General features: G+C 38.5%; 21 protein-coding genes and 2 pseudogenes. 10 read left to right on the top strand and 13 right to left on the bottom strand.

From position 1 onward, the window contains the following. Positions 1 to 21: 21 nt before the first annotated feature. Positions 22 to 2,385 carry a putative PEP-binding protein gene (locus VB694_RS19280; protein WP_323361947.1) on the bottom strand — a complete coding sequence of 788 codons (2,364 nt, stop codon included), beginning with the start codon at positions 2,383 to 2,385 and terminating at the stop codon, positions 22 to 24. Between the two features lie 225 nt (positions 2,386 to 2,610). Here VB694_RS19280 and VB694_RS19275 point away from each other — a divergent pair, with 225 nt between their 5' ends. After that, the gene (locus tag VB694_RS19275; RefSeq protein WP_323361946.1) at positions 2,611 to 3,069 is read left to right on the top strand and encodes an MgtC/SapB family protein; all 459 of its coding nucleotides are present in this window, start codon (positions 2,611 to 2,613) and stop codon (positions 3,067 to 3,069) included. A 33-nt stretch (positions 3,070 to 3,102) separates the two neighbouring features. Here VB694_RS19275 and VB694_RS19270 read toward each other — a convergent pair whose 3' ends face one another. From VB694_RS19270 to VB694_RS19260, 3 genes and pseudogenes are all read right to left on the bottom strand, one after another. Continuing rightward, a complete protein-coding gene (locus VB694_RS19270) occupies positions 3,103 to 3,564 on the bottom strand; it encodes a hypothetical protein (protein ID WP_323361945.1) in 462 nt (153 codons plus the stop codon). A gap of 57 nt (positions 3,565 to 3,621) precedes the next feature. Further along, positions 3,622 to 4,737: a DNA replication/repair protein RecF gene (gene recF, locus VB694_RS19265; protein ID WP_323361944.1), complete on the bottom strand. Its 1,116-nt coding sequence runs from the start codon at positions 4,735 to 4,737 to the stop codon at positions 3,622 to 3,624. A gap of 132 nt (positions 4,738 to 4,869) precedes the next feature. Continuing rightward, positions 4,870 to 6,260: pseudogene (locus VB694_RS19260) on the bottom strand (cation transporting ATPase C-terminal domain-containing protein). Between the two features lie 249 nt (positions 6,261 to 6,509). On the opposite strand from VB694_RS19260, the gene VB694_RS19255 reads away from it, so the two are divergent. Together VB694_RS19255 and VB694_RS19250 are read left to right on the top strand one after the other, a co-directional pair. Then, positions 6,510 to 8,180, top strand: coding sequence for a transglutaminase domain-containing protein (locus tag VB694_RS19255; protein WP_323361943.1), 1,671 nt, complete (start codon positions 6,510 to 6,512; stop codon positions 8,178 to 8,180). Positions 8,181 to 8,511: 331 nt separating this feature from the next. Then, positions 8,512 to 9,870 (top strand): hypothetical protein, encoded by a 1,359-nt coding sequence (locus VB694_RS19250; RefSeq protein ID WP_323361942.1) that lies wholly within the window; start codon positions 8,512 to 8,514, stop codon positions 9,868 to 9,870. Here VB694_RS19250 and VB694_RS19245 read toward each other — a convergent pair whose 3' ends face one another. Continuing rightward, positions 9,871 to 10,725: a PD-(D/E)XK nuclease family protein gene (locus VB694_RS19245; protein WP_323361941.1), complete on the bottom strand. Its 855-nt coding sequence runs from the start codon at positions 10,723 to 10,725 to the stop codon at positions 9,871 to 9,873. A 115-nt stretch (positions 10,726 to 10,840) separates the two neighbouring features. Between VB694_RS19245 and VB694_RS19240 the strand changes: the two genes are divergently transcribed. The 5 genes from VB694_RS19240 (at position 10,841) to VB694_RS19220 (ending at position 13,808) form a co-directional block, all read left to right on the top strand. Then, complete coding sequence (locus tag VB694_RS19240; protein ID WP_323361940.1) at positions 10,841 to 12,268, top strand: phosphoglucomutase/phosphomannomutase family protein; 1,428 nt, start codon at positions 10,841 to 10,843, stop codon at positions 12,266 to 12,268. A 156-nt stretch (positions 12,269 to 12,424) separates the two neighbouring features. Beyond that, complete coding sequence (locus VB694_RS19235; RefSeq protein WP_323361939.1) at positions 12,425 to 12,694, top strand: DUF1049 domain-containing protein; 270 nt, start codon at positions 12,425 to 12,427, stop codon at positions 12,692 to 12,694. A 147-nt stretch (positions 12,695 to 12,841) separates the two neighbouring features. Next, the gene (locus VB694_RS19230; RefSeq protein WP_323361938.1) at positions 12,842 to 13,075 is read left to right on the top strand and encodes a hypothetical protein; all 234 of its coding nucleotides are present in this window, start codon (positions 12,842 to 12,844) and stop codon (positions 13,073 to 13,075) included. Next, positions 13,072 to 13,410 carry a type II toxin-antitoxin system PemK/MazF family toxin gene (locus VB694_RS19225; protein WP_323361937.1) on the top strand — a complete coding sequence of 113 codons (339 nt, stop codon included), beginning with the start codon at positions 13,072 to 13,074 and terminating at the stop codon, positions 13,408 to 13,410. Before VB694_RS19230 ends, VB694_RS19225 begins: the two co-directional genes overlap by 4 nt. 179 nt (positions 13,411 to 13,589) lie before the next feature. Then, positions 13,590 to 13,808, top strand: coding sequence for a hypothetical protein (locus VB694_RS19220; protein ID WP_323361936.1), 219 nt, complete (start codon positions 13,590 to 13,592; stop codon positions 13,806 to 13,808). 173 nt (positions 13,809 to 13,981) lie between these two features. Here VB694_RS19220 and VB694_RS19215 read toward each other — a convergent pair whose 3' ends face one another. From VB694_RS19215 to VB694_RS19205, 3 genes are all read right to left on the bottom strand, one after another. Continuing rightward, a complete protein-coding gene (locus VB694_RS19215; RefSeq protein ID WP_323361935.1) occupies positions 13,982 to 14,944 on the bottom strand; it encodes an alpha/beta hydrolase in 963 nt (320 codons plus the stop codon). A gap of 15 nt (positions 14,945 to 14,959) precedes the next feature. Continuing rightward, the gene (gene polA / locus VB694_RS19210) at positions 14,960 to 17,896 is read right to left on the bottom strand and encodes a DNA polymerase I (RefSeq protein WP_416233491.1); all 2,937 of its coding nucleotides are present in this window, start codon (positions 17,894 to 17,896) and stop codon (positions 14,960 to 14,962) included. 176 nt (positions 17,897 to 18,072) lie between these two features. Beyond that, complete coding sequence (locus tag VB694_RS19205) at positions 18,073 to 18,888, bottom strand: exosortase-dependent surface protein XDP2 (protein ID WP_323361933.1); 816 nt, start codon at positions 18,886 to 18,888, stop codon at positions 18,073 to 18,075. Positions 18,889 to 19,275: 387 nt separating this feature from the next. On the opposite strand from VB694_RS19205, the gene VB694_RS19200 reads away from it, so the two are divergent. Beyond that, positions 19,276 to 20,151, top strand: coding sequence for a Cof-type HAD-IIB family hydrolase (locus tag VB694_RS19200; protein WP_323361932.1), 876 nt, complete (start codon positions 19,276 to 19,278; stop codon positions 20,149 to 20,151). Between the two features lie 334 nt (positions 20,152 to 20,485). Here VB694_RS19200 and VB694_RS19195 read toward each other — a convergent pair whose 3' ends face one another. Further along, positions 20,486 to 21,247 carry a DALR anticodon-binding domain-containing protein gene (locus tag VB694_RS19195; protein ID WP_323361931.1) on the bottom strand — a complete coding sequence of 254 codons (762 nt, stop codon included), beginning with the start codon at positions 21,245 to 21,247 and terminating at the stop codon, positions 20,486 to 20,488. A gap of 434 nt (positions 21,248 to 21,681) precedes the next feature. Between VB694_RS19195 and VB694_RS19190 the strand changes: the two genes are divergently transcribed. Then, positions 21,682 to 22,401, top strand: a complete 720-nt coding sequence (locus VB694_RS19190; protein ID WP_323361930.1) for a Crp/Fnr family transcriptional regulator — start codon at positions 21,682 to 21,684, stop codon at positions 22,399 to 22,401. Between the two features lie 72 nt (positions 22,402 to 22,473). On the opposite strand, the pseudogene VB694_RS19185 reads toward VB694_RS19190, so the two are convergent. The 4 genes and pseudogenes from VB694_RS19185 to VB694_RS19165 all read right to left on the bottom strand — a co-directional run. Continuing rightward, positions 22,474 to 22,668 (bottom strand): annotated as a pseudogene (locus VB694_RS19185) (phosphate ABC transporter substrate-binding protein); the annotation flags it as partial. Positions 22,669 to 23,302: 634 nt separating this feature from the next. Next, positions 23,303 to 23,890: a nitroreductase family protein gene (locus VB694_RS19175; protein WP_323361949.1), complete on the bottom strand. Its 588-nt coding sequence runs from the start codon at positions 23,888 to 23,890 to the stop codon at positions 23,303 to 23,305. A 43-nt stretch (positions 23,891 to 23,933) separates the two neighbouring features. Then, positions 23,934 to 25,004 carry a PstS family phosphate ABC transporter substrate-binding protein gene (locus VB694_RS19170; RefSeq protein WP_323361929.1) on the bottom strand — a complete coding sequence of 357 codons (1,071 nt, stop codon included), beginning with the start codon at positions 25,002 to 25,004 and terminating at the stop codon, positions 23,934 to 23,936. A 31-nt stretch (positions 25,005 to 25,035) separates the two neighbouring features. Next, entirely contained in the window at positions 25,036 to 26,427 is a 1,392-nt protein-coding gene (locus VB694_RS19165) for a serine/threonine-protein kinase (protein WP_323361928.1), read from the bottom strand. Positions 26,428 to 26,436: the final 9 nt, after the last annotated feature.

Genomic DNA, 26,436 nt, shown 5'->3' with positions numbered 1-26,436 from the left:
ACTTAATAAAAATTTCTGTAATTACGAATTACCCAAAATTTTCCTAGCTGCTGCTAAAACTAAACGTTTTTCAGCACGTGCGATCGCTTGATAAGTCCTCTCCACAGCTTCCGGTTCTACAGAAATAGAAGTAATCCCCCATTCTATCAACTTATCAATAATTTCTGGATATAAAGCAGGTGCTTGACCACAAATAGAACAAGGAATCCCCCCATCTTTAGCCATTTTAATTAATTGAAATATTGCACCCATCACCGCAGGATGACGTTCATCAAATATAGTTGCTAAATCTCCCTGTTCCCGATCCACACCTAAAATTAATTGCGTCAAATCATTAGTACCAATCGAAATCCCCGCTACCCCAGCCTTAATATATTCTGGTAATAAAAATAATACACTGGGAACTTCTGCCATAATCCATAATTGAAAATGCGGATTTTGAGTTAATCCAACTTCCTCAACCTGGCGACGACAAAATACAAATTCTTCCACAGTCCGCACAAAAGGTAACATCAAATTAATATTGCTGTAACCATTTTTTTGTAACCCTCTCAAAGCTTTCAATTCTAATTCAAAAACAGCCGGATTTTTTAAATAACTCAAAGTTCCATGTTCACCTAAAATCGACTGTGGTGAAGATTGTCCATCATCATTAAATGAAGGTAAATCCTGTGGCCGCCAATCTAAAGAACGATATAAAATAGGTCTGGGAGTAAAAGCCCGCGCAAATGTTTTAATCTGCTCAGATAGAGTTTCTAATAATTCTTTCTGTCTACCACCCAACAGCCAAGCATGAGGATTTTGTCCATCCAAAATATTTAACATCATCAATTCTGAACGCAACAATCCCACCCCATCCACAGGTAGACTTTGTACTTTTTCAATCAAATTAGGTTGGCTGAGATTAACTAATAGTTGAGTAGCAATTTCATGTAGGGATTTAGTCATGCTAAACTCATAATTAGGCTGATTTGAATGATCATCAAGTGGCTCATTTGTGTGCTGGTGTAATGAAATATTCTCACCATCAAGTAAGTTATCGCTTTCTCCTTGACAACGATAAACTTCCCCTCTGTCACCATCCAATAGTAGTCTTTCACCAGTTTGAATCAGGTTGGTAGCATTCTTGGCGCTAACTACAGCCGGAATACCCAATTCCCTAGCTAAAATTGCTGCGTGGCTGGTTAATCCACCTCTTTCTGTAATAATTCCCCCTACCTCATGTAGTAAAGGCAACCAATCAGGAGTGATGACAGGGGCGATTATAATCACTCCCTTGGGGATTTGCTCTGGTTTGGGTTGGGAACTGACAATCACATAAGCACTAGCCTTTACACGTCCCCTAGCAGCCCCTATTCCCTTGAGAAAGTGCAAGCTAGGATTGAGAGATGGCGGGGTGCTAACTTGAGTAATATAAATTTTCGGGGTTGGAGTGCCTTCGGTAATAGTCCATTTCATGGTTAACTTTGTACCTAATTCACTCACTAATTGATTACCTAAAATAACTAGTTGTTGTAAATAATTTTCCGGTAAAGCATACTGTTTTTGTTGATGTTCATTTAGTAGATAAGCCAACAGACAATTTTCATCTGTCATTAATGTATATAGGGGTTCTCCAGCATTTACAGATGTAAAATTATCAACAGCATAGGCAAGAATTTTATTACCTAATTGTTGTTCTTGAATAACTCCGGTTTTTTCTTCAATGTAATGAACATCTGGTAATACTTCGCCTTTAGTAATTGATACTCCTAATCCATAGGTAGCTTCAATTTCTGCTCCTGATATATTGGTTGTAAATGAACCAGAGGCGATCGCATTTTCCACAGGTTGCACTAACACTGCCAAGTTAATTTGTTGTAAATTAATGCCTACACTCTGCCAATAGACTAGACTTCTAGCACGAAACAACTGACTCCAAGTTTGCTTTAATCCTTGAGCGATCGCATCTGGATCACAAACACAAAATACCGACTCCAGCAATCCAGAAATATTCCCTATCACCTGAGTACCAGATGATATGCTCAGACTAGGACGCAAAATTAAACATTTCTTTTCCCAGATTTTCCCAGCTTGAAAAATCTTATTCACCCAATTTTGTGGGACACTACCAGAAATAATTTCCTCCCGTAAGCGGCCAGCCACTTGCTGAAGTTGTTGCCAATTACTTACATCCAAATGTAGAGAAGAATAGGGCAAATCCGCAACTAATGATTCTGAACTATTGAGATTTTCTAGAAATTGTCGCCAAACATCTGCTGCAACCACAAAGCCAGGCACTACTGGATAGCCCCTTTCCATAATTTTGCTCAAGTACAACGCTTTATCGCCAACTTGGGCGCGGTCTTGTGGTTTAATCTGGTCAAGCCAGTAGAGTTTTTCCACTCAAGTAGTTAGGTGTGATTTATTCCAGTTTGAAGTATCAATTGTCAGTTATCGACCCACTGACTTAATCATCAAGTCTAATTCCTCATTTTTGTATTATGCCGAAATATGCGGTAAACCTAGTACCCAATTTTAGACAAATATTGATGATTAATTGTTGACTTTTTGAAACTATATTACCAATTAAAGTAAAATATATAGTTGTTTCTCCCAAATTAGAATTAATTGACAACCACTTACTACATCGCCAGCAATGATTGGCTGAATATCTGTTTTCGCCTCTGTCTCGCATTGCTAATTGGGGGCATAGTTGGCTTAGAACGCCAAATCAGGCGCAAACCCGCCGGTTTAAGAACTCATATGTTAGTCAGTTTGGGTTCGGCTGTGTTTACCATCGTTGCTATCCAAGTCGGTGGAGAAAAAATCAATGCTGATGCTCTCTCTCGTGTCATTCAAGGAATTGCCGCTGGCGTGGGCTTTCTCGGTGCTGGCGAAATTTTGCGCGAATCTTCTCAAAAATCACAGTCAGTTGAAATTCATGGTCTGACTTCGGCCGCAGCTATTTGGGTAGCAGCTGCTTTAGGAATTGCATCTGGATGTGGTTTATGGCAGCTAGGATTAATTGCTGCGTTGTTAACGGTTGTAGTTCTCCACTTATTCAAAAAAATTGAGAAACTTTATTAGTCATTAGTTGATGATATCAATAAAACATTGGGTTTATCCGTGTTCATAATCCGTATGTGCCATGATTGATTGATATTCTACCAAACTAAAAAATTTCAATAATTTGGCAAAAATTTCTTCATCGGCTCTTGTTTGCAAAATAGATTTTACTAAATTAATAAATTCTACATCAGATATATCATCGTTATCTATAACTTTACTCGCCGCATAAAAACTCACGTCATCAATACTTAATTCATTAGTAATACCTGTTTGCAATCTAGCATTTTGACTGCACCAAGACAGAGATTTACCACGTAATGTAAATTGAAACCAGATAATTTCATTATTTTTTAGTTCCAAGAAAATATCAAAATAAGGTTCTCCTCCTTGTAGCCAAATTCTCGCTGTATCTGCATTTTGGCATGGTTTTAGCAGCGTTGGTTCAATAGCTCTTAATGATGCACCTAGTAATGCAATCTCATTTTTATCGAATAAATGACTTTTTTGATTCATACCAAAACAAATGACCGTAATATTTAAAAATACCAATTACCAATTAACAATTACCAATTACATTGATATTTCTCCTGCTTTCACGAAGAGAATTTGTGAAGAATTTAACCATTGAGAATCAAAAGAACCCAAATGAGTCGTAGTAATTAACGTCTGAAAACGGTCTTGAATAGCATCCAATAATTGATTTTGACGAGATAGGTCTAACTCAGCTAAGACATCATCCAGCAAAAGCAATGGGGCTTCATTCACGACTTCTTCAATTAATTGTAATTCTGCTAATTTTAAAGCCAGAACCAGTGTGCGTTGCTGACCTTGGGAACCATATTGACGAGCAGGTGTTTGGTTAATTACTAATTCTACTTCATCCCTGTGGGGACCCACAAGGGTAGTACCCCTGTGCAATTCGACAGCCGAACGCTGTTGAATTTTACCTAAAAAAGTTTGCTGCACATCTTCTTTTTGATCTTTTTCTAGTGGAACATTAGGAGCGTATTTGATTTGCAAAACTTCTGTGCTACCGCTAATATTACCATGCCAGGCTGCGGCAATGGGCGCTAATCTTTGGATAGCTCTATCACGTCTTCTAATTACTTTTGTTCCTGCGGTAACTAATTGAGCATCCCAAATAGCAAATTCAGAATCCTGGCTATTAATTCCTGACTGTTGACTCCTTTTCAAAAAAGCATTGCGTTGGCGTAATACTTGGTTATATTGTTGCAAAATGTGAGCATAAACTGGTTCGAGTTGAATTAAAAGTGTATCTAACCAATTACGGCGAACTTCAGGACTACCGCGCACTAATTCTAAATCTAAACTAGAAAATTCAACGGCATTGATAACACCGAGAAAATCCATTTGGCGGCGGACTATTTCGCCATTGATAGCCACACTACGGCGGCCATGTCGTCGTAAACTTAATGTTAAGTCACTTGTCCCTAAGTCTCTTTCTAAAGTGGCATGAATTTGGGCAATACTTTCCCCATCTTTGATTAAATCACGATCCCGTGCCATGCGGTGCGATCGCAATGTTGCCAACAACTCCACCCCCTCCAACAAATTCGATTTTCCCTGAGCATTATTCCCCACCAAAATAGTTTTGGCAGCAGTAAAATCAATCTTTTGCTCTTGGTAATTGCGAAAATTTCGGAGGTGTAGAGTTTTCAGGTACATAGCATAGGGGATAGGGGACTGGGGACTGGGGACTGGGGCGGAGAATTTTAGATTTTAGATTGGAGTTTATTAATACAATCCAAAATCCAAAATTGCATCACCAATCACCAATTACTAATTACTAATTACTAATTAAACAGTTTTTTTGCCCCTGAAACGGAAGAATAACTTTTCACATTCAACCCAGACAAACATCAAGCTACTAAAAGCAATGCAAATCCCCAATTCTGAGAGACTTAGGACATGAGTACCAAAGAAATTTCTCAGAGGTGGGACGTATATTAACATTAACTGCAAAATCGTTGTCACGATTACAGAACCCAACACAAAGAGATTAGAAAAAGGATTCATTTCAATTGTGAGTTGGTTATTAGAACGAATTGCGATCGCATGACCCATTTGTGCGATACACAGAGTAGTAAATACCATTGTTTTCCAGGTTTCGGGATTGCCCGGATACCCTTGTGCATGAGTATGATTATAAGCCCAGGACATCAAGGCAATAGAAATGATGGCAAAAACAATCCCGATGCGAATCATGTAAGCACCCAAACCCCTGGCAAAAATACTTTCACGGGGACTAAAAGGAGGACGCTGCATTACATCTGGTTCTGGGGGTTCTACAGCCAATGCTAAAGCTGGCAAACCATCCGTGACCAAGTTCATCCACAAAATTTGCAAAGGAGTTAAAGGAACGCCTCCTAAGCCAATTAAAGGTGCAGCAGCGATGGTGAGAACTTCGCCGATATTACTACCCAATATGTATTTGATAAAACGGCGGATATTAGTGTAAACAACTCGACCTTCTTTGTCATGCCGGTATTGGTAACAAGAACCTTAGCCCGTCCTTGAACTACTTCCGTTCCTTGAAAAACTAAATTAATGCGATCGCCTAATGCCGTATCTTCTGGTAATGTGAGAATTGCTTGCTTATTTACAGCTTCGGCTTCACCCGTCAGTGCCGACTCCCGTATTTGTAAATTAGACTGTTCTATCAAACGTCCATCAGCAGCTATCTGCACACCAGCTTCCAGCAGCATCACATCCCCAGGCACTAATTCTTTCCCTGCTACATCCGCCAGTTTTCCGTTGCGGATGATGCGAACCAAGGGAGAAGATAGTTTTTTCAGTGCGGCTAGGGCTTTTTCCGCACGGCTTTCTTGCACATAGCCCAGTATGCCATTGAGGATAACAATGGCCATAATTGCAATTGTGTCTTTAAATGGCACTTCATCAACTTTTAATGTGCCTTGTCGCCAAGCCCAAAAATCTAAGAAACCAGAAATCAGGGCTACAGCAATCAGCATCAATAGCATGATGTTAGTAAACTGATCCAGTAGAATCTCCCAAGGACTACGGCCACCATGTTCTTCTAGTTCATTGGTTCCGTACTTTTGTAAACGTTGTTCAACTTCTTGAGATGTTAAGCCGCTGTCTGCATTACTATCAAGCAGGTTTAAAGCTTTATCAACCTCTAAGCTATGCCAAACTGCGGCACTTTCAGGCAAAGAATGAGCAGACATCGTGTAGGTTACAGGAAATGGTTACAAAATTTGATCATAATTGAGTAATGCCTGGAATTCCATTAACCAAAGTTACATTGGGGACTGGGGATTGGGAACTGGGGATTGGGAACTGGGGACTGGGTAAAATTCATCAACTCCTGCCTTTTGCCTTTTGCCTTTTGCCTTTTGCCTTTTCCTAATGACTAATGACTAATGACTAATGACTAATGACTAATGACCAATGACCAATGACCAATGACTAATAATATGAGTTTTGCACTCCCTAGTTTGAATGTTAGCCAGATGTTTGGGCAAAAAATAATTCGACCATTTACGGTTGCTACCTTGTATGGTATTGCTTTCATCAAAGATAAACTTATTGCTATCGACACCACAAAAGGGCATTTATTGGAGATTGACCCTATCTCTGATCACACTAAAATTCTCAATCCTCACCAAGTTAAGGAATTTAACGATGTTACTGGTTTAGCCGTTTGGGAAGATACACTATGGGTCAGCCGTGGTAATAGTGTTTATTTGTGCAAGCTGGACTCTTTGGGGTTGGAGCATTTTGTCACCTTACCTTATACTGCTGACGGGATTGCTGTTTGGGAATCGACTATCTATGTTAGCTGCCAAAGACTAGGTTATATTCTGATTTTTGACCGGGATACACGCAAAGAAATTACTCGATTTTATGCCCCTGGTGTAGGGATAGAAAATTTGGCAGTTAGTCGGGAAACTCTCTGGGTTTGCGATCGCACCGAGCAAACAGTTTATTCTATGGATAGGGCAACCGGAGAACTCCGTTTTAGCGTCCTCACGCCTTTTGCTTCTCCTACAGGTATCGCTATCCATAGTCAGGATGAAACGGGTAAGGATCTGCTCTATGTAGCTTACTCCAATGAAGAGCCTTATATTCGAGATAATCCCAATGCTGATCCTAATCATGAGCTAACTTATCGGGATATCAATTTTATTCATCCCCTCTACTATCATTATCAACCAGATCAACGCTACGCCCTATCTAATGGTTATCTAGTGGAAATGTCTTATGTAGAGGAAATTTCCCCCTTAGACGAGGTTTACTTACCCAATGTAGAATGGCGGATAGCCCTACCTTCAGAAACAGAACGCCAAAAGGTCAAACAAGTTGAACCCATCGGTTTACCCTTCACAGAAGAAATTATTGATGGACAACGAGTAGCTGTATTTAAATTTGGTGACCTCGTTCCCGGTGAACGGCATATCTTTGGTTGGAAAGCACTTTTGGAAGTTCGCGGCATTAAGTATCGCATCACACCTAAAGATGTAGAAGACCTACCGGAACTAACACCAGAATTACAAACTCGCTATTTGGTGGATGATGATGATTTAGCAATGGAAACTACCATTGTCCGCCGTGCAGCCCGTGAAGCTGTCGGTTCAGAAACTAATATGTTGCGAAAAATGTACAGTATCCGCAACTATGTCTATGATGAGTTATCCTATGGTATCAAACCCCACATAGATACGCCAGATATAGTTTTAGAAAGAGGCGTTGGTTCCTGTGGCGAATATGTAGGTGTATTACTGGCTTTATGTCGTTTAAATGGCATTCCCTGTCGGACTGTAGGTAGATATAAATGCCCTCCTTATGGTGAACAACAAGGAGTTCCCCTGCAACCCGACTTTAATCATGTTTGGCTAGAATTCTACATCCCTAATTTTGGTTGGGTGCCAATGGAATCAAATCCTGATGATATCAGCGATGTTGGTCCTTACCCTACACGCTTTTTTATGGGGTTATGCTGGTATCATATCGAAATTGGCAAAGGAGTATCTTTTGAAGTCTTGACCAGTAATGGACAGAGGTTGACTAAAGAAGAAATATCCATTGGTGAGTTGGCGATTAACCATATTCGGTTTACAATTCTTAAAGAATTGCCACCTATGTAATTTGGAAATTCGGAATTGAGAATTTGTAGTTAGCAATGGGGTCTTAGGTAGGAGCATTGTTGAATTGGCTGCAAACGCCCCCATTGCTACAACTCTTCTACCTCTCTTCACCAAAGATTTAACTTGATGTAACAAAGATTTATGTTGCCTTTAATAAAAACATCAGTAATTATTCGGGTTACATTGTAAGATGTGAGAATAACATTCTTCAATATAAATATGGAGAATAATATTCAGTCAAGAATTGTTTAAACCGTATTAATTCGGTTGACAAGCCAGTAGTTGTGTAAGAAAAATGACTTATGAGCCAGTTTGTAAACGGTAATGAAAGGTGAAAAATTGGACTACTTCTGAATCCGAAAAAACTGTGGAACAAACACCCTTAGCTAAAATGAATAGTGCTAAAGAACATCTCTACAACTATCACGACTCTTATCAAGAAGAGCAGCTGATCTATCAGCATCTGCTTCATTTGGTACAAATGGAATCTCCAGACCGAATGATTGAACGTTTTCGGGCGCTCTTTATTGAACGTGCCAATTATCCTGAACCGGAAATTCTGCCAATTTTAGACAAAATTATCGCATCTAAAACAGCACAAGAAGATTTTAAATTTTTTCTTAACCGCTGTTGTCATATTTTGGTTAACCGTTGGTATATGCAACCCCAATTGCATCAAGGTATCATGGATTTAATCAGCTTGTTTGATTTGTCACCTAATACGTCAGGAGTAAATAGTTTTCGCTTCCGAGAAATTAGACGTTTGCGCGAATTGGTGAATATTTTTATTGAAAGCGACCAGTATTTATTTTTACGGCGATTTAGCCAAGTTGTCAATCAAACTCCTAAATTAAATAGCCGCAAAGATAATCAACCTTTGGTAAATTTAATTAGTCGTTATCCCTATTTATATGAACATTGTTTAATTAGTGAAGATTCTACTTTTGAACAACAAGAAACAGTCAGACATTTTCAGGCACAGGTACAAAAAAAATTTGAAATTGATCTTTCACAATATGTAACTTACAAAGTACGTCGAGTTCAGATTTTAAGAAAAGTTTCCCTATCTGAAGCCAATCAGATTTTACGCCCTATCAATAATCCGACATTGTTGAGTGATAGCGATCTTTATAGCACCCTCAAGCAATTTATTGGTAAATCTGAAGGTAATTATACTTACCAAGAAAGAGCGCAGCAGATTATACAATATAGTAGTAAAACCGCCAAGTTTCATGATTTTAAGGATGAATTATATGATTATCTAATAACTTCTGTGGACGGAAAATATGGAAAACGCCTATTTAATACACGGTTATACAATTATCTACAAGATACATTACCGGATGCGAATGATTACAATGTCAATGAAAGCTTAATAGTGAGAACTTGTAGCAAGCTATTGGACTTTTTAGTAGTCAACAACCAAACGTCACTTCAACACTCAACTTTTTTAGATTTGATTAGTAATCAAGGTTCTTTAACAACAATTAGTTTGTTGGTAAAAGTGTTATTAATCTGTCGTAAAGTTAAACCACATTTAGAAAAAAGATTGGCAATTTTATTTAACCATTATGAAACAGCTACTACTAATTCTATTGATTGGTTAGTAGCCACCTTAGAACAGTTAAATGTTGCTATGAGTATTCACTTTGGTCATATTGATTTATCATTCTTTAAGAGATTTTGTTAGTTAAATACGATTTTTAGTAATTGGTTTTGCGTGTGATTTTGCAGATTGAACTTCAGAAAATTCACAGATTGAATTAAATGGACAAAATCGGCAATGATTGCCGGGATTAGGCGGAAATATTTGACTAAAGTTACTGCTTCTTCCTGCATATTTTTGTAAATCAAGTTGGTGTTGATTCGCTACATTAGCCAACTCAGATTCTAAAGATGCTAATTCATGACTATTAATAGTAATTAGCTCAGATTTTTGACCAACTTCCAAATTATAAAAAGAAGCTACAGCCGTTTTACCGGGATAAAGATAACGTGCTGCTAATAAATAAACTAAAGCTTGTCGTTTATCAAAAGCAGACTTACCAGTTTTAAAATCTAAAATATGCAAAGTGCTATCAGACTCAATAAACACACAATCCATAGCTGCATATAAACGAAAACAATAATTTTTCTGTTCTATAACAATAGGTTGAGGAAATCCTTCATCACCGGCAGTTAATTGGATAATGCGTTTGCCCAAAAGTAAAGGCGATTTTTGATATTTTTGTAAAATCTGTAATACCCGTTGCTTGACTTGAAAAGTGAAGTTACTTAATTTTAACAACTGGGCTACTTTTTCCACCCCATCGGACTGAGTTAACCACTGTAAATGATGATGAAACTCATATACACCTTTTTGGGCGAGAATGCCAATCCGTTGAGGTGGTGTGGCTTGTGCTAATAAAGCTTTCACCTCTGGTTCGTGTTGCCTAGCTTTAATAAATCCCCTTCTCATTTGACAATGCCAATGTTCTTGTCCTCTCGCGGGGGCAACTAGGGACCAAAGGTGGTAACTTACAAAGGGTCTAGCGGGGGTTGACATTGCTCAGGTACAGTGAGAGAAATTACCTTGGGGATACTTGCGGCACAGTGGCTAAACAGTTGCTTTGCGGGATGCTTCCTAATGGTAATGATGATGCACGGGAGAGAGTAGCAAAATGAGTAACCCTGACAATTCTGGTAAAATAAAATTTGGTACTGATGGTTGGCGCGGGATTATTGCCGATGATTTTACTTTTCCTAATGTGCGGAAAGTAACAAGGGCGATCGCTAGTTATCTGGAAACTGCCTATACTAAGGAAAGACCAGTTTTAATCGCTTATGATACAAGGTTTTTAGCTGATGAATTTGCGCGGACATCTGCGGCTGTTTTAGCTGATTTAGGGTGGAATGTGAAAATTACTGATCGGGATTGCCCGACTCCTGTAATTGCCTACAATGCGAGACATTTGAATTCCGCAGGGGCTTTGATGTTTACTGCTAGTCATAATCCTGCACCTTATTGTGGGATTAAATATATCCCAGACTACGCTGGTCCTGCCACTCCTGAAATTACTGATACTATTGTGGCCAATATAGAAACGGCATCGGATGAGTTACCAGGAAGTAAGCCATCTGGGACTATTTCTACTTTTGATCCGAAGCCCGATTATTTGCATTTTATCTACACCTTGCTGGATGTGGAAAAAATTAAGAGTGCGAATTTAAAGGTTAAGTACGATGCTCTCTATTCTACATCTCGTGGCTATTTAGATGAGGTGCTGCAACATTGCGGAACTCAGTTAGAAAGTTTCCACGCTTGGCGGGATGTACTTTTTGGGGGCGGTATGCCAGAACCCAAGGGGGATCAGTTGGTGGATTTGGTGGCAGCTGTTAAAGCTGATAAGGCTGATTTGGGTTTAGCAACGGATGGAGATAGCGATCGCTTTGGGATTGTGGATGAACTAGGAAATGTTCTCACTCCCAACACGGTACTGTTAGTTTTAGCAAGACATTTAATCAAAAACAAGGGTAAAACAGGCGCAATTGTGAGAACGGTTGCGACTACCCATTTGTTAGATAATTTTGCGGCTAAAAATGGTCTGCAAATTTATGAAACCGCTGTTGGTTTTAAATACATTGGGGAGAAAATGCGGGAAACCGCTGTTTTGATTGGTGGTGAGGAATCAGGTGGTTTGAGTATTATTGGCCATATTCCTGAAAAGGATGGGGTTCTAGCTGATATGCTGGTAGCTGAGGCGATCGCTTATGAAGGTAAGCCTTTAAGTGTGTTGGTTCAGGAAGCGATCGCAGAAGCTGATGGTCCTTTGTATAATAACCGTTTGGATTTACACCTTACCGATGCTCACAAAAATGCTGTGATTGATTCCTATACCAAAAATCCTCCTTCGGAAGTAGCTGGAATTAAGGTGAAGGAAGTGGGAAGGAAGGATGGTATTAAACTGTATTTGGAAGAGGGTAGTTGGGTGTTATTGCGTCCTTCTGGTACAGAACCTTTGGTGAGGGTGTACATGGAAACTAACTCACCGGAAAAACTTGGTCAAATTGCAGCAACAATGGAAGCTGAAATTGCTAAGTTAGCATAGGTGACTGGGGAATTTAGAATGAAGAATGTAGAATGTAGAATGTAGAATGAGCATTGGTAAAAATCTTTTCTTCCCCTACCTCCTGACTCCTAAATTCTTCATTCTAAATTCTAAATTCTAAATTCTCCTGACTCCTAAATTTTTATATATAAAATTATGAAAAATTTTGTGAATTTATTTATATCTATAGTTATAGCTGGTTGGGTGTTGGCGATCGCACTGATTTCGGTGCAGAATGCTACGCCTGTTTCTTTACGGTTTTTGGTTTTTCAATCAATTCAAATTCCCTTTGGTTTGATGTTGGCTTTTTGGGTGGCTGTGGGTTTGATTGGTATGGCAATTTTACAGCCTCTTTGGGGTTTGGGTGAGTCGAAATCTAGGGTTGATGAGGAGGCAGAATTTTTCATTGATGATGAGGATTTTTAGGAGTTTTCTCACGCAGAGGCGCAGAGGCGCAGAGAGGAGGAAAAGAGTTTTTTTTGTGAGTCGGTTTTAACCGACTTTTGCTTTTAGGGAATTTATTCCCTGGATCTGAATATCCAGTAAAATAGATAATGATTAATGGTGAAAGCTATGACTAAGTTACTTGAACAAGCGATCGCACAAATAAAGCAACTTCCTGAAACTGAACAAGATATAATTGCTAGACTCATCCTCAAAGCATTAGAAACTAATTTAGTTGAGGAAAGTTTATCTATTATTGATGAAAGTGATACTTGGACAGAAGAAGACCAACTTGAACTCACATCTTTTTCTTTACAATATGCTGCTTCGATATTTCCAGAAAGTGAGGAAATAGCAAAGTGATATTTAATTCTGGTGATGTGGTAACGGTTGATTTTCCTGGTGTTACAGGTATTAAACGCCGTCCGGCTGTAGTTTTGTCATCTGCAATTTATCATGCAAACCGTCCTGATGTCATCATTGGATTAATCACCACTCAAACAAAAGCATTAGGTGTTACTGATTATATACTTCAAGATTGGTCAGATGCAGGTTTGCGGGTTGCTTCTATTTTTCGCAGTTATATTGTTACTCTTCCACCTTCAGCCAATTTGATTTTAATTGGTCATTTGTCAGAGCGTGATTGGCTGGGTGTTTGTAATTGTGTGAAAATATCTTTGGCTGAGTTGGATGGGTAATAAAATGAGAGTTTAGGGTTTTTCCCAAGCAAATACGCAAAATGTAAATGGACTGCCTCGGAATTGAACCGAGTTTTCTCCCTTTTGTATGCAAATTTCGATACTATATATACAACACCCAACAACCTTTAACTAAAGTACAATAATAAACATCACCTAATCACAACAGCTTAACAGCTATGACTCAATTACTAGAAAAAGCGATCGCACAAATAAAACAACTTCCTGAAACCGAACAAGATAGAATTGCCTTACTCATCCTCGAAGAAATAGAAGACGAAAGCCAATGGGATCAAACATTTGCAAAATCTCATGATGTACTTGCTCAACTTGCAACAGCAGCATTAGCAGAAGATCAAGCAGGTAAAACTTTAGAATTAGATCCAGAAAACCTGTGAAGTAAAAACTCTTATTTTCCTTTTTTAGATGATTATCCTCATTTAACTGCTGCTGATTTAGTCAATACTTGGGCTTATGCAAATGCACATCCTGAAGAAATTCAAACAGCAATTCAAAAAAATGAGTCGGCTTAAATTGATTTTCCTTCTTTGCACCAAATAAAAGTTTTATCTTACCAATCACCTAACTGCGTACTCAAAAAATAACGTACATGATCAACAAATGACGGACCAAATTTTCTGCTTCCATGTCCTAATCCGGGAACTACATAACAATCACCATCAGGGAAACATTGAGCGCAAGCTTGAGCATTTTTAACTTTGACAATCGGGTCATTAGCACCTACTAAAAATCTCACTCTTCGCGGTAACTGTACTTGCTCAATATAGGTCATCGGGTTGCAAATTTGAGCATAGTTATCAGGATATTTTAAATTGTTCGCTAATTTCAGCATTTGTATCACAGGTTTTAATTGTGGTTGCATTTTTCCTAACATAATTTCTGCTAAAGTTCCCAGAGGTGAAGCTGCTAAATCTGGTAAAATCCCTCGTCCCCAACTATTAGCAAAAGTTGAAAGATCAGCATGACCAATTGTACCTAATAATCGTTCGCCAATTCCATGAGCAGTAAAAGTGTATGAACTAAATAAAACCCCCATACTCACACCAAACAAGCCTAAACGATTACTAATACCGTATTTTTCCTGGCAAAATTGATGAATTTTGGTAATATCTACCGCAGTCTGCTGAAATATTTTTGATAATAGTTCCGTATCAAATGAAATACCCCGATCAACTAAAGGCTTAATTTCATTTTCTACCATTGCTGTAAATGTTCTTACCAAACTGCGTTCACCTGCAAAGGGCGTATCAAATAGAGCGACAGCAATACCCATCTGTGTCAGCGTGGGGATAATAAAATTATTCCAGCGATAGGGCGCACACATTCCTTGTAAACCGATTACTAGAGGTGTATCTTGTACAGGTCGATGACTGGGAAGAAACACAGCCACGGGAAAACCGCTTAATCTTTCATCAATATCACCTACATCAGTGTAAGAAAATGGTTCATGAAACCAATAGCGATCGCCATTTACACCCTCAAAATTAATCGGATCAGCACCATAAATAGTCATAATATCAACATTGTCTTATTTCGTCTCCATCCAATTATCACCCGCACGCACATCTACAACTAAAGGAACACTTAAGCTCACAGCATTTTCCATCACTGACTTGATTTGTATTTGCAATTCTGACCATTCTTGATGAGGAATTTCAAACACTAATTCATCATGTACTTGTAACAACAACCGCGCTTGATAATTTTTTTGAGAATTCTTTAAAACCTCATGTAATTGCACCATCGCAATTTTAATAATATCCGCACTCGAACCTTGAATTGGTGCATTTGCAGCAGAACGCAGTAACCCTGCATCATACTGACCTAAATTCTTTAATTTACTCAAATTAATATCTTCTAAGTTTTTTCCTCTTAATTCTTGTAAGCTTTTATTTGTGAAATCAAAATAACGTCTTCTTCCCAAAATTGTTTCTACATAACCTTGAGAAATAGCTTGTTTTTTCACAGTCTCCAAATATTTAAACACTAGGGGATATCGTTCATTAAATCGCTTAATAAATTCATTCGCATTAGCTTTATCTACACCCGTTGAACGCGCAAACTTGAGCGAACCCATTCCATAAATTACACCAAAATTAATCGTTTTCGCAAAGCGTCTTTCTTCTGATGTCACTTCATCTTTTTCAAACACCAATTTTGCTGTAACTGTGTGAATATCTTCATTTTGCTGATATGCTTTTAGTAATATAGGTTCTTGACTCAAATGCGCCAAAATTCTTAACTCAATTTGTGAATAGTCAGCAGCTACCATCAACCAACCAGACTCAGGTAAAAACGCTTTTCTAATTTGTCTGCTAAAAGCAGTACGAATGGGAATATTTTGCAAATTAGGATTAGAAGAAGATAACCTACCTGTAGAAGTTGCTGTTTGGTTAAAATCAGTATGTAAGCGTTGACTTTGGGGATGTACCAACGCTGGTAAAGCATCCACATAGGTAGACTTTAATTTTGATAAAGTCCGATATTCAATAATTGCATCCACAAAACCAGTATTATCAATTTCTTGGAGTTTTTCTAAAGTTGCAGCATCGGTAGAAAACCCAGTTTGAATTTTGCGGGAATGTTTGGTACTTAAACCCAGTTTTTCAAACAAAATATAACTCAATTGTTTGGGAGAACCTAAATTGAATGTTTCTCCGGCAATTTCCGTTGCTTGTATTTCTAATTTCGCTAATTCAGATTCTAACTGCTGAGATAATTCTTGCAGATAACCGGAATTAATTCTCACTCCTGTATATTCCATTTCCGCTAACACTGCTTCTAGTGGTTGTTCTACTTCCACTAATAATTTAGCTAAATCTGGTGTTTTTTCTAATTCAGCACGTAATTTTTTAACTAATTGAAATGTGGCATAAACTTGAGTACCACAATAATATGCTACTGTATTAATTCCAATGTCAGCAATAGTTTTTTGTGGTTCTTTTTTACCAGTTTTGGCAACAATATCATTATATTCAGTTAGCTGTAATCCTAAATGTCTTAAAGATAAATCACTTAAATTGTGGGTAGTATCTGGATTAATTAAATAACTTGCTAACATCGTATCAAATACCACTCCAGCCAAATTAATTCCCTGACATTTGAAAATTAATCTGTCAAATTTAGCATTCTGGAAAGTTTTTGGATAATCTACACTTTCTAAAATTGGCCGCAGTGCTGTTAAAACCAACTCTTGATTTAAGTTATTGCCATTTTTATGATTTAGAGGAATATAAGCAGCGTCATCAGGTTCTATTCCCCAACAGCAACCAATTCCAACTAAAGCTGCATCTCTAGGTTCTAAAGCTGTGGTTTCTGTATCCCAAGCAACGGGTTTTTCTGGGTTAGTACATTTTTGGAGAATGCTAACTAATTCTTGTAATTTTTCTGATGTATCAATAATGCGTATTTGAATTGATGAATCAGGTAATTTTTCAGCCTTAGCTGTATCTTCAGCACTAAAAAACCATAAATCATCATCATCTTCAATGTTAGTGACTTTCTCTACTTTGGTTTCTGGAACTTTTCCCCCAAATTTCTCTTGCAGTTGGTTGATTTGTTCTAAAAACTTTTTAAATTCTAATTTCTCTAAAATCGGGATTAAATTGTTAGTGTCAAAACCTGTTAATTGACAATCTTCTAAATTAACTTCTATAGGTACATCGACAACTATCTGCGCTAAATATTGAGAATGGATTGCATCTTCTTTACCCTCAATTAATTTTTTCTGAGTTGCGCCTTTAATTTCATCTAATTTTGCATAAATCCCATCCAGAGAATTATAAGTATTTAGCAGTTGTACTGCGGTCTTTTCACCAATTCCTCTAACTCCAGGAATATTATCTGATTTATCACCACAAAGAGCTTTAAAATCTACAATTTGTGTAGGTAATACGCCTAATCTTTCCTTAACTTGTTCTGGGTAAAATTCGGTGATACTATTTGCAGAACGTTTTAAAGCTTCAGGACTAAAATTTAAAACTGTAATTCCTTTTCTTTCATCAATTAGTTGGAATAAATCTCTATCTCCTGATAGAATTTTTACGCGATAACCAGCCGCAGACGCTTGTTGTGCTAAAGTTCCTAAAACATCATCCGCTTCATAACCAGGTGCTGTAAAAATCGGTAAATTTAAACCTCTCAATAATTGATTCAGGTTTTCTAAATCGGGAATAAAATCTTCTGGTGTTTCTACACGTCCTGCTTTATAAGTATCATCCGCTTCATGGCGAAAAGTAGGTAAACCTAAATCAAATGCTACAGCCATCGCTTGTGGTTGTTCGCTTTTCATTACCTCTAATAAACATTTAATAAAGCCAAAACAAACACTGGTAGGAATACCTGTTTTTGTACGAAGTCCGCCATCTCTACCTTTAGCAAAAGCGAAGTAGGAACGAAAAGCTAAAGAGTGTCCATCTACAAGGATGATGGTGGGAATTGTTGCGGGTGGAGAATTAGAAATCACCTGATTAACCAAAGTTGGGAACACAACTCTATTTTAGACAGATCCTCTCCATCGCTACACAATCTCTAGTGGGTGACAGGTTGATACAAAAAGTAGCCCCCGTAAAAAAGGGAGCTTGAGAGATTTTTACTGATAAAATGTTACCAGCTAAATAATTGACTTACGTCTCGTCAATATTAATTAGCAGAATTTAAAACAGCTTTATTCACACGACGACGTAAGAAAGCAAGAGTTGCTACTGTACCTAAACCAATGATGACACCAGGTTCTGGAGTTTTTCTAGCGACAACTTTGAAATCAGGTCCATTGAAACTAGCATGAGATGTTAATTTCAGACCTCTTAAGCCAGTCACTCCCAACTGGTTCAAATTCACACCCCAAGTACCTACCGCTTGAGAACCACTAATTTCTGTAGTATCAATCCTGAAGCCAGCATTTCCTTGTTGACTGCGTAATAATGTTAACGCATTACCAATTAAATTACCAGCAGTATCTAGGGCTTGAATTTGTAAATCACTATTCCTACCCCGTTCCCAGAAAAACAAGCTATCTAATCCAGAGTTATCTGCTTGAATCAGGCTATCGAAGAATACGTTAATGTTAAAACTACCCGTGTCTTCAGTATCAATAATATTGTTTAAGTTATTGTTACCCAAGTATGCAGCAATGTCAGCACCTGTGGGATCTTCTTTAGGTCCAACACCGTAACTAGGCTTAGATGCCTTATCGCCCTTATCTGTACTAGCAGCGCCAGTGTTATTAATGCCAATAGACTTAGGTGAGTTGTAAATTATATCAGCACTTTTAAGGAAGGAAAAGTTACTGATTGTCTTGCCGTTCTGTGTAATTGACTGTAACAAAATATCTGATTTAGGATCAGGATTGTTGGGGGTAAAGTTGGTTGTAAAACTTGCAGCTTGAGCAGTAGTAGTCATTGCTAAAAATGAACCAAGTAGTAAACCAGCGGTTAAAAAAATGTTTTGAGATTTCATGGTAATTTGCTCTTGATTGAATGTATTTATTTATTGCTCTGAATATTCAGTAAGCTTGCTTAACTGAAATTGCTGAGATGATTTATATATATATCTATCTTTAAAGCCTTGTCTACACTGAAATATGAGATTTACAGAAACTTTAAAATTGTTCAATCCTAGTAAATTGGACATGAACACAGATTACTACCGCGCATGATAGGTTTCAAGTGAATTTACGCAGAAAATCATATATAGTCAAATATGTTTTTCCTGTGTAGATGAGACAAACAACAAGAAGAACAGGGAGCAGCGATTAACAGTGCGGTCTGGTTTGGTCAATAAATCTTGTGCTTCATTGACTTGAACCCTGTTACTCTCTTACTGGGACTTCAAAGCTGGGAATTTATGCACACAGCATCTACTGACCTTATGGCATCTATCAACAATCACACAGAAGATCAAAAAGATATTAAGCTACTGGTACTAGATATAGATGGTACTATTGCCGGACATGACAACCAAGTGAGTGAAACTGTCAAGCAAGCTATTGCAGCAGTCCAAGCCAAAGGTATCAAAGTAGCTATAGCCACGGGGAGAATGTATTGTTCAGCTTGGCGATTTCATCAAGATATTAAGTCTACTCTACCATTGGTAGCCTATCAGGGAGCGTGGATTCAAGATCCAAAGAACCAAAAAATTCATCGTCATTTAGCTGTATCTAGAGAAATTACCCATCAACTACTAGATTATTTTGAACAGCCAGAATTACGTTCTTTACTCTCTGTCCATTTTTACATCAATGATCAGCTTTACGTGCGGGAAATCACCACAGAAACCGAAAGTTATGGAATCCGCTGCGGTGTTACACCTATTCCTATTGGTGATTTGCGTCAAGTCTTAACTAATGAACAACCCACTAAAATTCTAGCTTTGTGCGACGATGCGAATTTAATTCAAAAACTTATGGGTAGTTTACGCCTTCAATACACACCATCCGAACTGTATATGACAACATCTGTTGCCACCTTCCTGGAAGCTGCTAATCCGTATGTTAACAAAGGAACTGCGGTTAGTTACCTAGCCGAAGAATTGCTGGGATTAACCAGCGATAACGTCATGACTATTGGGGATAACTTCAATGATGTGGAAATGCTAGATTATGCAGGTATTGGTGTGGCTATGGGTAGCGCACCAGAACCAGTACAGGCGATCGCTAATTGGGTAGCCCCCAGTGTAGAACATGATGGAGTAGCGATCGCCATAGAAAAATTTTTACTTTAACAAAAACATGGGTTTGAGGTTCCTCGCCCTTCTAGGGCGATTTTTTGATAGAATAGTACAAACAGGCAGGGCATTGTCTGTTGGGCGAGATAGTGTAAGACGGGCTATACCTGCAACTGTTGTTTGAACCCAGAATCCCCGCACTTTTAGGGCGGGAAGTATGTCAATTTAAACAAATTCTAGACATCAGAAAGGACACCGACGACTGGCCGTGTTTCGTCTCGGTGTCCTTGCTGGTTCGCTCCTCACACATCAGATAATATAACCCAGGATATTAACTGCGTCAATAGCCACAGTCATATTTTCTCACTTCCCCTGGATAAAAACAACTTAATCATAACTCCAGAGGCGCAAAAACCCCTAATTTCGTTTCTAAAACCGACCTTAATACCAACTGAGTAGCTATCAGCAATCCCAGTCTAGCCTGTGCCAATTCCCATGAATTAATTTTCACTTCCCCCCAGATTCGACAGTTACACCAGAAGTTGTCAAAAGCTGCGCTCAATTTCAGTGCTGCTGTTTCCCAGTTAACTGAACTGTTAGAATCAGTAAATACCAAATCGTCTACCATTTTTACTAGTTGGTGAATCAGACGAACCTCATCTGGTTGATGAAGACGTAGTTTTTGATTACAGTCCAGCCAAGGTATAGGTTGAGCAGACCGCAAACCTAGAACTGCAGTACTACTATCTAGAAGTTGAATCAATCCCTCACGATCAGCTAATCTCAATAATGAACAGCAGCGGGCGTGAGCATATTGAATTGTCAAGAAAGATTTACTACTTCCCTGTTTCCTAATTTTGACTGTTGACTTTTGATTTTTGACTTGATTTATTTCCCCAGTTTCCTCTAATCTTGTTCCTGTGGTTGTCAGACAGTGTAACCAATCCGCTAAAGCAGGATCAGTTAGTTCTAGATGAATCCAAGCTGGAGAAACAATTTTAACGCTCAAAATTTCGCCGTAAGTTGCTGAAAAATGAGCAGCTATTTGCCCGGCGATATCATGCACATTAGAATGATCAGATGCGGAAATTTGCAAAACTACACTAGAGATATATAAAATTTTTTGACTATCTGTATCTTGGTATAGAGGCACTTTCCCCTTTTTTATCCATAGAATTTTCTCATCATTGGTAGAAACACTGAGGAAATTCATTAAATGGATATATACTAAAAGTTTAATTGAGGTATACTTCTTAAAAAGTAGCCAATGATGCACGTAGTTATTTAGGAAACTTTTACGGTTATCACGATTTTATCCTGTTCCATCCACCTTTAGATAGAAGTTTAGTCTAAGTAAAGAAAAATGAGAGTAGGATAAAATTTCATGAATAATCGATGAATAATTAGTAAACTTTACTACCCTCATTGTACAGTAAGAAGTATAACAAAAGAGTAGAGGGCAATATTTGCTTTCTACACTTTGGATGGCTGACGCTGTAGGGCGTTAAGCCTACCCTGTTAACACAAAGACACTCCTTGCACCTTTTTATTTAGTCTTTGTCTTCAGCCGAACGCTCTTTGTTACCTATGCAATCTCAATCCTCCTTTTCCGAGGCATCACGGCCTTTCTTAACTTGGCAACGAATTCTTGATTGGGCTCAAGAACACTACCGCTGCCGCACCTTCAGCAAAGATGAGCGCATTCCCGCCAGACCCGGATTGCTATATTTAGTGCAGCGAGGTGCAATCCGCATGGTAGGAACAGCCCAGGTAAGTGCTACTGCCAGCCAGCTAACATCTCGACGCATCAACAGAACCCCTGAAGAAGCCTTTTTGGGTTTTGTGGGAGCAGGACAGCCATTTGAAATTGTCGCTCAGTCCCCGTTTACACTCCAAGCCTACGCTCATGTTGACCAAACTGCGGTGCTATGGATGTACTGGCATGATTTGGATAACTGGCCTCACTTCCGTCGTGAAGTAATGGATGCTTTTAGATATCAACATCAGCGCAAGCTTTTGTGGCTCAGTGCTTTGGGACAAAGACGCACAATTGACCGACTTCTAGGATTTCTCACCTTGTTGATTGAGGAGTATGGAGAGCCGTCAATGAGCGAAACCGATCCCGATGTAATTCGCGGCTATTGCCTGCCCTTCCCTCTTACTCATGCCCAAATTGGTAGCGCCATTGGTTCTACTCGCGTCACCGTTACCCGCTTGATGGGTAAATTGCGCCAACGTGGACTGATTCTTACCCAAGGGGATAATTTGATTTGCTTGCCAGCAGAGTCAATTAACAGAGCCAATTAAAACACACTCACAAAGCCACTGTGAAATGTGTAAGTTGGTTTTTGGTATTTTCCAAGTTATGACTAGCAGGTGTCAGCGGATTTTAACAAACCCAGTCTGGGTCCTTAGTTCCTGTACCTGCTCTGTTAGCAGTAAGTTAGCATCAGCCACACTGGCTTGCTCCTCAGTTTGACCAATCTGTTTGACCACCACAAACAGATTTCGGGTAATCGGGTATTTTCCTGATTGAAAAGCCTTAATGTTCAATTAGTTACGTTTACCAGGACATTAATTAGGGCTTGCTGAATAAACATGAAAAGATTACGGGTAAAGGGTTTAAGCCGTTTTCAAGTAAAAAAAAGTGCAAGCTTTTACGAGGTGGAAACTTAAAAACCTTGCATTTAATTGCTACTCAAAGGAAAAATCGCTCCCATCCAACTCTTGAAACTGTTCCCTGTTCCCTGTTCCCTGTTCCCTGCCCTCACGGAAAGACTTTCTCAGCAAACCCTAATTAGGGAAAATAAATGGTTCGTGATCAGGAGCAATGTACACCTTGCCGTTCGTCCCAAAGGTAAGGGTTGAAAGCTTGACCGCCCAAAATGTCTTGGACAAAAAGTTGAACTGTGCCGCCATCACTGATACGACGAGAATACGGCTTGATCGACAAATTGGGGCCATCGAACTGGTTCCAATTCTGGATCTTGCCTATATTGATTATTAGTAAGTATTAATTTTTTTCGCACACATTCTCATAAAAGTAGGCAGGAGTTAGGAGTCAGGAGCGCGGCTTGATGTTAATTTTTTTGTTATCAACTTTGGGTGTTAAAGTCCCCTGCTTATAGAAGCAGGGGGTTTTGCGTCGGGGTAAAATCCCCGTTGCAAAACGTAATTCTAAATTCTAAATTCTAAATTCTGCATTCTTTTAACTTTTTTCCCAATTGCCAGTAAATACAAAACTTGCTTGTGGTTTGCGTTGGCGTGGTGCAAATTCGCGCTGTTGGTATTGTTCAGGTAAGGTTTGGGGATCACCTGGATAACCGATGGCGATCGCTGTTATTGGTTCATACCCCTGTGGAATGTTGTATATTTCTCGTGTCTTATCTACGTCAAATCCTGCCATTTGGTGAACATATAAACCCAAGGAGGTAGCCTGAGTAGTCAGACTACAAACTGCTGCTCCCACATCATAAAAAGCATGACGGTTTGGATTGCCATTTTTCTCAAAATTAAGCTTGACTACGGATATCATCAGCACCGGGGCATTTTTCGCCCATACTTGATTTGCTTCGACTAAACAACTTAGTAACTTGCTAAATTCTTCTGGGTTTTCCTGAGTAGCAACAATAAAGTGCCAAGGTTGTTCATTAAAACAAGATGCTGTCCAACGAGCAGCTTCTAATAAACTGTAAACCGTTTCTGCGGCAATGGGTTTATTTGAAAATGCTAAAGGACTCCAACGTTGTTTCAATAAGGGATGAATTGGATATTGAGAATTAGCTGGTTTTTCCATGATTGTTTTGAGTACGGTGTGATTAACTAAACTATTTAATAAACTATTTAATTCTAATGAATCCTGCTTTTTCAATCAATTCTTGACCTGGAGATGTTAATAACCAATTTGCATAAGCTTCTCCTGCCTGTTGATCTGTTTGACTATTTTGTTTGACAATCACAAATAAATTGCGAGTAATGGGATAATTGCCATTGCGTAAATCTTCGACATTCAACTGATTACGCTTGCTGGGGCATTCGGATTTCGGTACAGAAGGTTGTTGATATGGTGCTATAAATTCTCCTTTTTTACGCCCTACTGGTAAGGATTTAATAGTACATTGGGGGACAATTTCTGGAGCAGAAGCGTAATAAATTCCTCCTGGTGTTGTGGCTATTTTTCTGATGGCTTCTGTTGTTGTCCCCATGTAAATAACATTGTTGCCAAAGTTTTCTTTATTGAGGACATTTTCTACAAAGAATTCTACTGTACCACCAGATTCTTGAGTACGAGATAGGGCTTGAATAGGTAAATTTACACCACCTACATCTTTCCAGTTGGTAATTTTGCCTGTGTAAATATCTTTGATTTGATCAACTGTTAAACCAGGGATATTGAGTTGGGGGTTAACAGCGATCACTATGCCATCAATTGCCACAGAAATTTCTTTGAGACTAAATCCTTTTTGTTGAGCTTTTACATTTTCTTCGGCTTTAATTGAGCGAGAAGATTGAGAAAAAGCTAGTTGATTATTTATCAACATTGTAATTCCTGTTCCTGAACCCGGTTTGTCATTGATGGGTTGAGTGTAACGTAAAGCAAACTGAGGGCAAATGTTTAATAATACAGAATCGACATCTTTTCTAATTGGTGCCCAAGTTGTACTGCCACCGTAATTAAATATTCCCTGTGGTAAATTGGGTACATTACAATTATTATTTGGAGAGTCGTTAGAAATACTTAAATTACTGGGATTGCCAGAATTAGAATTACTAGAAGTAGGTGTATTACTAACTTGAGTTTTATTAATGTTTGCCCAACGTTCCATTAAAAACCATAGTCCTCCAAAAATTAAAGTAATAGTAGTAATCAGAGACAATAAAATTACCAAAGTTTCTTTTTTTTGAGACATAAATCAACTTTTCACTTTTACTGAAGGCTTGTTAAATCATTGAAGATATCAATTTATAAATCAGACGAAATATAGTTGTGACTGCAATGGCAATTAAGGCAGAAGTAACTGCAAAAATAAGCACTTGCTGCATGACAATACCACTTCTTAAAAAAGGGATTATAAATATAATTGAAAAACTAATTGTGGGGATAATTAATAAGTCAAATTTTTCTAACCAGCGTTTGGTTTGAGCAAAAATTAGACCACTCAAAATTACCACAGAAATAGCCAAAGTAATAATAGGGTTTTTGAGTAAACTGAAAAGGGCGATCGCTATTAATGCTCCCTCAAATCCGCTAAAAGCCGCACCAGCTAATAATTCCCATGTAGAAAACGCTGGTTGTAATGGAATTGGTTTTGGTGGTGGTGGTTGTATTGGTTGCGGTTGTATTGGTTGCGGTTGTGCGGTAGGTAAAACTGTGGGAGAAGAAGAAGGGTGAAAAAAGGCTTCTAGCGCCTCTGCTGCTGACTGAAAGCGTTGATTGGCTGCTGGGAGCAGCATTTTGTCTAAAATATTAGCTAGTTGATCATTAACAGTGGCTTGTGTTCGCCATTTCCACTCGTTTGTGTAGGCATCAAAAAGTTTACTGGCTTCCTGACCTGTTAGTAAAGTAATTACAGTAACAGCTAAAGCATATAAATCTGTAGATGGAAAAACTTGACTTCCTGACATTTGTTCTGGGGGTGCAAATCCCATAGAATAAATTCCCGTGGAAGAAACAGAACCAGAGGGCGCATTAGTAATTAACTTAACTGCACCAAAATCTAGCAAAAATAGTCTACCATCTCGACGACGCATGATATTAGAGGGTTTAATATCTCGGTGAATAATACCTTTGTCATGGATAAACTGGAGAACTGGCAGAATTTCTGTGAGTATTTGTGTCACTCCTATTTCCGAAAATTTTCCCTCTTGGATTAATTCTTCTTCTAGAGTTTGTCCATCAATATATTCTTGGACTAAATAAAAAAACTGGTCTTGTTGTTCTGATTGTAAACTTTGAACTGTGACCGGAAAGAAAGCAAATAAATTAGGTATTTGCGGATGTTCATTACCTATTTCTTCTAAAACACCTGCTTCTTGTGTAAAGAGAATTCTGGCCTTTTCTAAAGCTTCTTCTGTTAAATTGCCACTTGGTTGAAATTGCTTAACTACACATTGACGCATTTTAGGTGTATCACGATCAATTGTCAAAAAAGCAGCACCAAATCCCCCCTGACCTAAAAGTTTAGTTGGTAAATATCGATCACGCAAAATCAGTGGCATACCGCAGCTAGTACAGTATTTTTGCTTTACTGTTTTTAGTGTTTTTGTATCATCTAAATCACTAAAGTAGTTTTGTGGACGCTGACAGTGGGGACGAGTGCAGTATACTTCCATATTGGATGT

The organism is Anabaena sp. UHCC 0451, from assembly GCF_034931405.1.
Taxonomy (GTDB): domain Bacteria; phylum Cyanobacteriota; class Cyanobacteriia; order Cyanobacteriales; family Nostocaceae; genus RDYJ01.
This window is presented reverse-complemented; position numbering and strand designations above follow the sequence as displayed.